General features: G+C 72.1%; 10 protein-coding genes. 1 reads left to right on the top strand and 9 read right to left on the bottom strand.

Features of this window, described 5'->3' with window-relative positions; all coding sequences use genetic code 11:
• Positions 1-110: 110 nt before the first annotated feature.
• The 9 genes from LCD35_RS28805 to aspS all read right to left on the bottom strand — a co-directional run bounded on the left by LCD35_RS28805 (position 111) and on the right by aspS (position 10105).
• A complete protein-coding gene (locus LCD35_RS28805) occupies positions 111-452 on the bottom strand; it encodes a hypothetical protein (protein WP_224978431.1) in 342 nt (113 codons plus the stop codon).
• Positions 449-850, bottom strand: a complete 402-nt coding sequence (locus LCD35_RS28810) for a DUF948 domain-containing protein (protein WP_224962481.1) — start codon at positions 848-850, stop codon at positions 449-451. Before LCD35_RS28810 ends, LCD35_RS28805 begins: the two co-directional genes overlap by 4 nt.
• A gap of 124 nt (positions 851-974) precedes the next feature.
• The gene (locus tag LCD35_RS28815; RefSeq protein ID WP_224962483.1) at positions 975-1934 is read right to left on the bottom strand and encodes a D-glycerate dehydrogenase; all 960 of its coding nucleotides are present in this window, start codon (positions 1932-1934) and stop codon (positions 975-977) included.
• Positions 1935-1977: 43 nt separating this feature from the next.
• The gene (locus LCD35_RS28820) at positions 1978-3330 is read right to left on the bottom strand and encodes a replication-associated recombination protein A (protein WP_224962485.1); all 1353 of its coding nucleotides are present in this window, start codon (positions 3328-3330) and stop codon (positions 1978-1980) included.
• Positions 3331-3418: 88 nt separating this feature from the next.
• Entirely contained in the window at positions 3419-4936 is a 1518-nt protein-coding gene (locus LCD35_RS28825) for a SulP family inorganic anion transporter (RefSeq protein WP_224962487.1), read from the bottom strand.
• Between the two features lie 306 nt (positions 4937-5242).
• Positions 5243-5857, bottom strand: a complete 615-nt coding sequence (locus LCD35_RS28830; protein ID WP_224962489.1) for a carbonic anhydrase — start codon at positions 5855-5857, stop codon at positions 5243-5245.
• Between the two features lie 65 nt (positions 5858-5922).
• Positions 5923-6273, bottom strand: a complete 351-nt coding sequence (locus tag LCD35_RS28835) for a hypothetical protein (protein WP_224962492.1) — start codon at positions 6271-6273, stop codon at positions 5923-5925.
• A gap of 495 nt (positions 6274-6768) precedes the next feature.
• Entirely contained in the window at positions 6769-7986 is a 1218-nt protein-coding gene (locus LCD35_RS28840; RefSeq protein ID WP_224962494.1) for a phosphotransferase, read from the bottom strand.
• 310 nt (positions 7987-8296) lie between these two features.
• On the bottom strand, positions 8297-10105 hold the full coding sequence (gene aspS / locus LCD35_RS28845) for an aspartate--tRNA ligase (RefSeq protein WP_224962496.1): 1809 nt from the start codon (positions 10103-10105) through the stop codon (positions 8297-8299).
• A 430-nt stretch (positions 10106-10535) separates the two neighbouring features.
• Here aspS and LCD35_RS28850 point away from each other — a divergent pair, with 430 nt between their 5' ends.
• Positions 10536-11555 (top strand): hypothetical protein, encoded by a 1020-nt coding sequence (locus tag LCD35_RS28850; RefSeq protein WP_224962498.1) that lies wholly within the window; start codon positions 10536-10538, stop codon positions 11553-11555.
• Positions 11556-11583 lie beyond the last annotated feature (28 nt).

The raw sequence follows: 11583 nt of genomic DNA on the forward strand, positions 1-11583 counted from the left end.
GAGCCGACGGCTCCCGCGAGTTCGCGCATGGCGCCGCCGAGCTGTTCGGCGACGCCGCTCGGGGTCGCCTTGCGGGACGGGCCGCACCGGTTCCCCGGAACGCCCGCCGTTCAGCGCTCCGCCCGGCGAGCTCGCCGAGCCGGTGCGCGCACACCATCACCGGCCGGGCGCACCCGGCCTTCCGCCGGTCGAGCGTCGATCGCGCGAGGCTCGGACGGCCGGCGGGGCACCGAGGTGCCGTCGACGACGTCCTGCAGCTCCTGCTCCCGTTCGCTCATCCCGGCGCGCACGTCCGCACCGAACGAGCCGACGGCTCCCGCGAGTTCGCGCATGGCGCCGCCGAGCTGTTCGGCGACGCCGCTCGGGGTCGCCTTGCGGGCGGTCTCGTTGACCTTGCGGGTCACGAACACGCCTGCGGCGATACCGGCCCCGAACCAGAACATCCGCCTCACTTGCGTCCTCCCTTGCGGCGGGAGTGCTTGCCCCACGGCTCTTCCTTGCGCTTGCGGCGAGCTCGGAGAGCCTTGCTCACCCCGTACGAGAAGGCCGCGGTCTTCACCAACGGGCCACCCAGTGTAGCCGTGAACAGCGACGACAACGCCGAGACGTTGCCGCTGACCGTCTTGGCGTTGGCCGTGATGCCGTCCACCCGCTCCAGCTGGGTGTTGACGTGCGTCAGGGTCGAGTTGGCCCCGGTGAACAGCGGATCGGTGTTCTCGTGCGCCTTGCGGATCGCGACGGTCGCCTCGTCCAGCGTTCGGCCGAGCTTGACCAGCGGGATCGCCAGCAGCACGACCAGCAGCACGAACGCGCCCGCGACGATCAGCGCGGCGATCTGCGTGGGCGTCACGTGCCCTCCCGGTTTCCACGTGGTTTTCCTGCCACCGACGAGGATTCGCCGGTGTCTTGATCGCGCGTCACGTTACCGTGCCACCCCCGGGCGAGCGCTTCCGGTTCGTCGGCGCGTCCGACGGTCAAGCCGCCACCGGGGTGACCGGGCCGTTCCCGGTCAGCACGCCGACCACGTTGCGCGCGGCGAGCTCGGCCATCGCCGTGCGCGTCTCCTCGGTCGCCGAGCCCAGGTGCGGGACGAGCACCGCGTTGTCCAGCTCCAGCAGCTCCGGGTGCACGGCCGGTTCCTCTTCGAACACGTCCAGCCCGGCCGCCGCGATCCGGCCCGCGCGCAGCGCCGCGGCCAGCGCAGCCTCGTCCACCACCGGGCCGCGGCTGGTGTTGACCAGCACCGCGGACGGCTTCATCGCGGCCAGCGCCGCCGCGTCGATCAGGTGCCGGGTCTGCTCGGTCAGCGGGCAGTGCAGCGAGATCACGTCGGACTCCCGCAGCAGCTCGTCCTGCGGCAGGAACCGGGCGTCGAGCTCGGCCTCCACCCCGGCGGCCACCCGGCGACGCCCGGAGTAGGCGATGCGCATGCCGAACGCGCGCGCCCGGCGGGCCACGGCCTGCCCGATCCCGCCGAGGCCGATGATCCCCAGCGTCTTGCCCTGCAAGCCCGTGCCCAGCATGAACCCCAGGTGGAAGAACCACGGCGTGCCGGAGCGGATCAGCCGCTCCCCCTCCCCGAGCCTGCGGGTCGCCATCAGCACCAGCGCGAACGCGAGATCGGCGGTGGCGTCGGTCAGCACCCCGGGCGTGTTCGTCACGGTGACGCCACGGCCGGTCAGCTCGGGCACGTCCACGTTGTCGTAGCCGACGGCCACGTTCGCAACGACCTTGAGCTGCGGTCCGGCGGCGTCGGCGAACGCGCCGTCCACCCGGTCGCCGAGCATCGCCACGACCGCGTCGGCCCCGGCCACCACCCGGCGCAGGTCCGCCGGGTCCAGCGCCCGGTCCCGCTCGCAGACGTGCACCTCGCCCGCGGTGCGCAGCAGCGCCACGGCAGGTTCGGGGAGGTTCCGGGTCACGACGATCCGCACGGCGGCTCCTTCGATGCTGATGGCTTGGTTCCTGCGCTGCGGCTCACCCGCCGCGGACGATGCCGCGCAACTTCGGGACCCGCTCGGCCAGCACCCGCTCGGCGCCGCGCACCGTCGGCTCGTAGTAGTCGGTGCCGACGAGCTCGTCCGGCGCGTACTGCTGCTCCAGCACGCCCTCCGCGCGGTCGTGCGGGTAGCGGTATCCCTTGGCGTTGCCGAGCTTCTGCGCGCCCGCGTAGTGCCCGTCGCGCAGGTGCGGCGGCACCGGGCCGGCCTGCCCCGCGCGCACGTCGCCCATCGCCGCGTCGATCGCCGTGATCACCGCGTTCGACTTCGGCGCGGTCGCCAGGTGGATCGTGGCCTGCGCCAGCGCCAGCCTGCCCTCCGGCATCCCGATGAACTGCACGGCCTGCGAGGCGGCGACCGCGGCCTGCAGCGCCGTCGGGTCGGCCATCCCGACGTCCTCGCTGGCGTGCACCACCAGGCGGCGGGCGATGAACCGCGGGTCCTCCCCCGCCTCCACCATGCGGGCCAGGTAGTGCAGCGCGGCGTCCACGTCGGAGCCGCGGATGGACTTGATGAACGCGCTCACCACGTCGTAGTGCTGGTCCCCGCCCCGGTCGTAGAGCACCGCGGCCCGGTTCACCGTGGCCTCCACGGTGGCCAGGTCGATCCGGCCGGAACCGGTGGACGCGGCGGACTCGGCAGCCGCCTCCAGCGCGGTCAGCGCACGGCGCGCGTCCCCGCCGGCCAGCGCCACCAGGTGCTCCAGCGCGTCGTCGGCGAGCTCCAGCTCCCCGGCCAGCCCGCGCTCCTCGGCGACCGCGCGGCGCACCAGCTCCCGCACGTCGTCCTCGTCGAGGCTGCGCAGCTGCAGCACCAGGGAGCGGGACAGCAGCGGGGCCACCACGGAGAAGTACGGGTTCTCGGTGGTCGCGGCCACCAGCAGCACCGTGCGGTCCTCGACCGCGCCCAGAAGCGCGTCCTGCTGGGTCTTGGAGAACCGGTGCACCTCGTCGATGAACAGCACCGTCGCCTCACCGGAGCGGCCGAGGCGGCGGCGCGCCTCCTCGATGACGGCGCGCACCTCCTTCACCCCGGACGACAGCGCCGAGAGCGCCACGAAGCGGCGGCCCGTCGCGCGGGACACCAGGTTCGCCAGCGTCGTCTTGCCGGTGCCGGGCGGGCCGTACAGCAGGATCGACGCGGGGGCCGCGCCCTCCACCAGCCTGCGCAGCGGCGCGCCCGCGCCCAGCAGGTGCCCCTGCCCGAGGACCTCGTCCAGCGACCGGGGCCGCATCCGCACCGCCAGCGGCGCGTTCTCGGCCAGCTTCTCCCCGGCGCGGTCCTCGGTCTCGGCGCCGAACAACCCCTCGTCGAACAGCCCGTCGCTCACCCCGCCGACGCTACCCGGGACCCCCGACGCGGCCGCGCCAGAGGTGCCCGGTCGGGGCACCTCCGGCGCGGCGCTCGGACGGCCGGGGTCAGCGCACGCCCGCGGGCATGGCCACCTCGGTGCGGGCGTTGTCCCGCTCGCGCTGCGCGACCCAGTTCTGCACCGCCTGGTGGCAGGCCTGGTCCAGGTGCCGCACCGTGCTCAGATCCAGGTGCACGCTCTTGTCCGCGGGCACGTTCTCCAGCCGCTCCAGCAGCCTGGGCAGCCGCAGGAAGGTGGCGTTGCCGCCGAGCTCCAGGCGCAGGTGCCCGTCGTCGTGCTCCTCCTCCGTCACCGACAGCCGCGACACGTCGAAGGCGGTCTTCACGACCGCGGCGCCGAGGCCGATCAGCGTGCCGATGAGCAGGTCGGTGGACACGATCATCACCGCGGTCAGCACCAGCACCAGCGCCTCGGGCCGGTTCGTCCGCAGCATCTCGACGACCTTGTTCAGCTCCAGCAGCTTCCAGCCCGCCTGGATCAGCAGCGCCGCCAGCACCGCCGTCGGGATGAAGCCGAGCAGCCCGGGCAGCGCCACCACGAACAGCAGCAACCACACGCCGTGCAGCACGCGGGACGCCTTCGTCTTCGCCCCGGCCCGCACGTTGGCGCCGGACCGGACGATCACCGCGGTCATCGGCAGCGCGCCCAGCAGACCGCAGGCCGCGTTGCCCGCGCCCTGGGCGATGAGCTCCTTGTTGTACTGCGTCTTCGGGCCGTCGTGCATGCGGTCCACGGCGGCCGCGCTGAACAGGCTCTCCGCGGAGGCGATCAGCGCGAATGTGATCATGGAGCCGATCACCGCGGGGGTGATGGCGGCGGCCCACGCCTCGCCGGTGGGGATGTTGATGGTCTCCAGCAGCGAGCCGACCTCGGTCATCTTCAGCGGCAGGCCCAGCACCCACACTCCGGCGCTGACCGCGACGACGGCGACCAGCGCGGCGGGGATGCCGCGCACCTTCTCCGGCATCTTCTGCCAGCCGAACAGGATCACCAGGGTGACGACGGTGGCGCCGAGCCCGGCCAGCCCCTGCGGGGTGGTGAACATGGCCGCGACCAGGCCCGGCAGCCCCGCGAACTTCTCCGCGGTGTGCGCGGGCTGCTCCAGCCCGCCCACCGGGTACAGCTGGCCGAGCATGATCACGAGCCCGATGCCGGCCAGCATGCCCTGCACGACCGAGGGCGAGATCGCCCGGAACCAGGTGCCGATGCGGCCGATGCCCATCACGATCTGCATCAGCCCGGCCCCGAGCACGATCACCCCGAGCGTGCCGAGGCCGTGTTCGGACACCGCCGAGGCGACCAGCACGGTCAGGCCCGCGGCCGGACCGCTGACCTGCATGGTGCTGCCGGGCAGCAGGCCCACCACGATGCCGCCGATGACACCGGTGATGATGCCCAGCTCGGCGGGCACGCCGGAGGCGACGGCGACGCCGACGCACAGCGGCAGCGCCACCAGGAACACCACCAGGGACGCGCCGAGGTCGGCGCCGAAGGTCCCCTTCGGCCACTGCGGAACTCCGGAACCGGTGCGCCGCTCGGCGGACGCGTTGGTCTGAGTGGTCACGATGCACTCCATCGATGTCGGGAGGAGACGCCCGCGACCGCGCGGACGCGGGCGGGCGCTGAGCGGCGGACGGCGGCCGTGGCGCGCGAACTCCGCGGGATCACCGCGGGACCTCCGCGCGGCACGCGGCCGCGCCCGTTCCGCTCGGGGAAGACCGGCGGTCCGCGGAACCGCGGGACGCCGGATCGCGGATCCACCGGTGCGCGCCGTTTCCGGACGCGCACCCGGGCGGGTCCGCATTGATGTGTTCGGGTCAGCGAATCGCGCCGAACGCCGCGTGGACCGCGCGCCGGTGCGCGGCCGCGATCACAGCGGCAGGAAGTCCACGTCGGCGGGCGAATCCGGGGTGCGATCCGGGCTGCGGAACACGAGACCGGTGTCGATCTCGTAGAACCACCCGTGCACCCGCAGATCGCCCTGCGCCACGCGGTCCCGGATGAACGGGTACTCGAACAGCGTGTCCAGCTGTTCCCGGACGTGGGCCTTGCTCTCGGAGCGCACCGCCGGGTCGGGCCCGACCGGCGCGGTCCGCGGCGGTTCGCCGGTGCCCAGCCAGGAGCGCAGCGCCGGCAGCTGTTCCAGGCCGCACCCGGCCACGCACTTCGCGGTCACGGCACCGCAGTGCGAATGCCCGCAGACCACGATCTCCGGAACGCGCAGTTGCAGCACGGCGTACTCGATCGTCGCCATTTCACTGGACGCGGAATCCGGGACGTAGTGCGGCACCACGTTCCCCGCGGTGCGCAATTCGAAAAGCTTTCCGGGTTCGGCCCCGGTGATGCGGGAGGGCATCACCCGCGAATCGGAACAGGTGATGAACAATGCCACCGGCTGCTGCCCGGAGGCGAGTTCCCGGCGGTGTGCTTCGGGGATCGTGCGCGGATGCCGACGCGCGTGGTCCACCAGGTGTTCGAAGTTCATTGCGCCGCCTCACTGAGCGTCTGAAGAGATCACGGGCCTTCGGTGTTCCGTTCCTGGAACACCGATCAGTGCCGGTAGACCTGCAGCACTGCCGGCGCGTGTCTCTCCCGGACGCACTGCGCGTCGCGCTGCGAGCACGCGTGCCCGCCGGATCGGGAGGTGGCGGGGGTGTGCCGCGCGGCGATGTCCTCGCGGAAGGCCCTCGGCAGCAGCTCCCGCGGCTCCGGCTCCCGGACCTCGCGCCGCGACGGCGAGGACGCCGCCGGGCGCTGGCGCAGCTTCTCGCTGTGCTCCTTGATCTCGTTCGTCTTGATCTCGGAGGTGTTGCGCACCGCCAGTTCCGCGCACAGCGTCGACTGGAACGGCACGACGACGGCGAGCAGAACCGTGAACAGCAGGAACACTCCTGCTCTCACGATCCTGATGCGCATCATGCCTCCTGGAACGGCGTGCGGTGGCGGCCTGCGGCCGAGGGGGTGGGGGCGACGGTGCCCGATCGGTACGTCCATCCGGAAGGCGCTCGCGCCATCGCGGCGAGCATTCGCTCCGATGTCCGCGCCCGGGGCGCTCCCGCTTCAGGAGGGGCGCGTCCACCGGTTGCTCGACACAACGTATCCGACTCACCCAGTATAAATGCAAGGGTGATCATCGCCCCAAAGATGAAGAAAGATTAATGCGCACAGCCGACCCACCCGATAAGACGCAGGAAGAGCGCTCGACATGCACGTTCCGCTACCTGTCCGGAGTCGAATCCGAAACGTGGACCCGTTCGAGTGGCATCGAGCGGACGCACGTTTCACTTCGATGAGATCTCAACGAAATCCGGATGTCCAGCACGTGACGTCGGGATCACGGCGACGTGGAACGGCCCCGGGCACCGGGATCGGTGCGCGGGGCCGCGGAAGAACGGGTCACTTCTCCTCGTCGCGGAACGCCGGGTAGCGCAGCAGCTGCAGCGCGCCGGCCCCGAACCGCTCCACCAAGGCGTCGACCATCGAGGACGCGTAGCCGGCCAACCCCGGCTCACCGCACTCCACCGCGTCGTCGCGCAGCTTGCGCCAGCGGTCCACCAGCGCCGTGCTCCGCCGCGGTGACGGCATGTGCAGGTCGATCGGCCTGTCCGACTCGCCCGTGCGGGGCAAGAACCACCACGTCGAGACCCACACCCACAGCACCTGCGCGTCGAACAGGCGGGGCAGCAGCACCTCGTCGTCGTCCAGCTCCGGCCACACCTCGGCGATCTCCGACCGCCAGGTCGCCAGCATCCCGTCCGCCAGGTTCTCCGGCAGCGAGTACGAGCACCAGGACGACGGGAACGGGTACTGCAGGTAGGCCGCGTCCAGCGCCACGTCCCGCACGCAGCCCCACTCGAAGTCCAGGAACCGCACCCCGGTCCCGGTCACGAGGCTGTTGTCCGGGCAGATGTCCGACGGGCTGAACGAGCGGTAGCGGCTCTGGTTCAGCAGCTCCGCCGCCGACTGCAGCCGGGCCGAGACCTCCGGCGGCGTGGGCACGCCCAGCGACTGCTCGATCAGGCCCGGCAGGTCTTCCAGCGAACGCACGATGTCCTCGGCCACCGGGTCCGCGCAGGACTTGGCGCCCACCCGGCGCATCAGCGCCTCGAAGTCCGCCTCCCGGCCGGCCAGCGTCGTGTGCAGGCGGCCCAGCGCCCGCGCCCACGCCAGCAGCGCCCGCTCCGCGGCCCGCGGGTCCTCGCCGAACAGCACGTCCGCGAGCGTGGAACCGCGTCCCAGGTCCTCCAGCACCAGCAACCGGCGATCGGCGTCGTGCGCGATCAGCTCGGGACCGACGCGGATCTCCGGGGGCAGCGCGGTCGCGAGCTGGCAGCTCGCCGCTTCGTGCGCGAACGGGTCCGAGCGGGCTTCCTCCGGGCATTCCCCGTAGTGCTTGAGCACCAGGGTCCGCGGCAACTCGTACGGCGTCTCGGCGACCCGCACGCGAAGCACGACGGAACGCTCGCTGCCACCGAGGTCCTCGGCGTCGGCGAGGCGGACCGGGGCTCCCATGCGCTTGCTGAGCACGGCTTCGGCGGTGCCGACGGTATCGGTCACCGTGGTGCTGGCGGGCACACGGACCTCCGGAGGGCCGGAAGTGATCTCCACGCTCATCGTCTCCAGACACTACCCCCACAACCTGAACCCGAACGGGCAAGACCGGTCAAGTGCGCCACCGCAGGTAGTGGCGCGCGCACCGCACGTGCTCGTTCGGCCGTACCCCACTCACGCCGACGGGTACCCGGAACCGGACCCGCGAGACCGTCGCGCACCGGTCCGGCGTTCCCACGTCATCCCGACGGAAGCGAACCGGGCTCGCGTTGCATCGATTCGCGCGCGACATGCTCCGCCGGACGAAGAACGGGGCCGTGCTGCTCCGCGCAGCACGGCCCCGCCCCCGGTTCCCGGCCCGGCGGCCGCCGGGTCAGCTCTGCTTCTCGGTGAGCTTCTCCGTCGGCACCGGGTCCGCGCCCTTCGCGGCCGGCTTCGCGTCCACCCCGGCCTCCTTGCGCTGCTCGGCCGTGATCGGCGCGGGCGCGGAGGTCAGCGGGTCGAAACCGCCGCCGCTCTTCGGGAAGGCGATGACCTCGCGCAGCGAGTCCGCACCGGCCAGCAGCATGCAGATCCGGTCCCAGCCGAGCGCGATGCCGCCGTGCGGCGGCGGGCCGAACTTGAACGCGTCGAGCAGGAAGCCGAACTTCTCCTGCGCCTGCTCCTCGGAGATGCCCAGCACCGAGAACACCCGCTCCTGCACGTCCGCGCGGTGCACGCGGATGGAGCCGCCGCCGATCTCGTTGCCGTTGCAGACGATGTCGTAGGCCCAGGCCAGCGCGTGCTCCGGGTCCTCGTCGAACGTCTCCGCCCAGTCGGCGTTCGGCGCGGTGAACGGGTGGTGCACCGCGGTCCAGCGGCCGCTGCCCACCGCGACGTCGTCGCTGTCGGCGATCGGCGCGAACATCGGCGCGTCCACCACCCAGACGAACGACCACGCGTCGTGGTCGATGAGCCCGCAGCGCTCGCCGATCTCCAGCCGCGCGGCGCCCAGCAGCGCGCGCGACGGGGACCGCTCGCCCGCGGCGAAGAACACGCAGTCGCCCGGGTTCGCGCCGACCGCCGCGACCAGGCCGTCGCGCTCGGCGTCGGAGAGGTTCTTGGCGACCGGACCGGACAGGGTGCCGTCCTCGCCGACCAGCACGTAGGCCAGGCCCTTCGCGCCGCGCTGCTTCGCCCAGTCCTGCCAGGCGTCGAGCTGCCGCCGCGGCTGGCTGCCGCCGCCCGGCATGACGACCGCGCCGACGTACGGCGCGCGGAACACCCGGAACGGGGTGTCGGCGAAGTACTCGGTGAGCTCGGTGAGCTCCAGCCCGAAGCGCAGGTCCGGCTTGTCGCTGCCGTAGCGGGCCATCGCGTCCGCGTAGGTCATCCGCGGGATCGGCAGCGGGATCTCGTGCCCGATGAGCTTCCACAGGCCCGCGACGATCCGCTCGCCGAGCTCGATGACGTCGTCCTGCTCGACGAAGCTCATCTCGATGTCGAGCTGGGTGAACTCGGGTTGCCGGTCGGCGCGGAAGTCCTCGTCCCGGTAGCAGCGCGCGATCTGGAAGTAGCGCTCCATCCCGCCGACCATGAGCAGCTGCTTGAACAGCTGCGGCGACTGCGGCAACGCGTACCAGGAACCGGGCTGCAGGCGGGCGGGCACCAGGAAGTCCCGGGCGCCCTCCGGGGTGGAGCGGGTCATCGTCGGCGTCTCGATCTCGACGAAGTCGCGCTCGTGCAGCACCTCGCGGGCGACCCGGTTGATGTCGCTGCGCAGCCGCATGATCCGGGCCGGGCCGGAGCGGCGCAGGTCCAGGTAGCGGTGCTTGAGGCGGATCTCCTCGCCGACCTCCAGATGCTCGTCCAGCGGGAACGGCAGCGGGGCGGACTCGGAGAGCACTTCGAGCTCGGTGGCGTAGACCTCGATCTCGCCGGTGCCGATCTCGGTGTTCTCGTTGCCCTCCGGCCTGCGCACCACGTCACCGGTGATCCGGACGCAGAACTCGGCGCGCAGCCGGTGGGCGCGCTCGGCCATCTCGCCTTCGCGGAAGACCACCTGGGCGACGCCCGAAGCGTCGCGGAGATCGATGAAGATCACTCCACCGTGATCGCGGCGGCGCGCCACCCAGCCTGCCAGGGTGACGGACTGCCCGGCATGACCGGCGCGAAGCGATCCGGCCTCGTGCGTGCGCATCACGGGTACTGAGCTCCTCTTCAGGTCGACTGGTGCGACAACCGCCCTGCGGCGGTGCTGCGACGTCCGGGCGCGGCACGGCTCGGTGGCGACCGCGGACGTGAGGGGCACCAGGCTATCCAACGTGGCAGGGGCGCCGTCCAGCAGGTTTCCGCGCGCCGGTGCCGGTTTCGGCGGACCACTCCCGACGTGGCGCGGGGCGCCCGGAATCCCGGTGCGGCGGATGCGCGTTCTCGTCGAGACCCCGAGCACCGGTTCGCGCACTCGGGGAAGTGGAGAGGGCCGGGCGGAGCAAAGAACGCTCGGCCGAACACAAAGAGCGCGAATTGGCCTCACACTTTAGTAGGTGCGTGGAACCGAAACTTGATCGTTGCGTGCCCGAGTCTCACTCATTAGCGTAAGTTCGCGAGTTCGGCGGACACGAGGAGTAACCATGACCGGTCCGAAGACCGACATCCGTTCCACGTCGCGCACAGCCGTCCGCAGCGAGCCCGCCCCACCGGTATCGCCCGAGCTCGCTGAACTCCTGCGAACCGGACCGTTCGAGGTGGCGCTGCGCGCGGCGATCCGCGCCAGCAGGCTGAGCCTGGAACGCATCCAGCACCGGCTCCAGACCCGCGGCACGCCGGTGAGCATCACCGCGCTGAGCTACTGGCAGTCCGGCCGCAGGCGCCCGGAACGCCCCGATTCGCTGCTCGCGCTGCAACAGCTGGAGAACGTGCTCGGCATCCCGGACGGCGCGCTCTCGGCGCTGCTCGGACCGCCGCGGCCGCGGGGCCGCACCCGGCAGGCCGCGCACGACGCGCCGCCGCTGAGCGAGCTGTGGTCCGAGAACGAGTCCGCGGTGGAGCTGCTGACCAGGATCGACACCACGCACGACAGCAAGCTGACCCGGCTCTCGCAGCACGACGTCGTGCACATCGACGCCTACGGCGACCAGCGCATGGTGCGCGCCAGCAAGCTGGTGCGCGCCGAGGCCAACGGCGCCGACCGCTGGGTGGTGATGTTCGACGGCGCCTCGACGAGCCCGGTGTCGCCGACGATCCGCCCGCTGCGGTCCTGCCGCATCGGCCAGGTGCTCACCGACCACGCCCGGGACGTGATCGTGGCGGAGCTGCTGTTCGACCGGCCCCTCGAACGGGGCGAGACGATGCTGCTCGAATACGAGATCTCCGACATGCCGACCGGCGCGAACGAGCCGGAGCACACCTTCTGCCGGCTGTTCCGGTTACCGGTGCGGCAGTACGTGGTGGAGCTGGAGTTCGACCCGGCCTGCCCGCCCGACCACGTGGAGAGCTTCGTCGGCGACTCGGCCGCGAACGAGGTGGCGCCGCCGAAGCCGTTGTCGCTCGACCGGCACGCCCGCACGCACGCGGTGACGCTGGACTTCGGCATGGGCGTGTTCGGCGTGCGCTGGCAGCCGTCGCGCCGGGCCCTGCTCGACGGGCGCTGAGCCCACCCCCACCCGCGCTCCCCGACCG

It is taken from the genome of Saccharopolyspora sp. 6V (genome assembly GCF_020176785.1).
Lineage (GTDB): Bacteria > Actinomycetota > Actinomycetes > Mycobacteriales > Pseudonocardiaceae > Saccharopolyspora_C > Saccharopolyspora_C gregorii.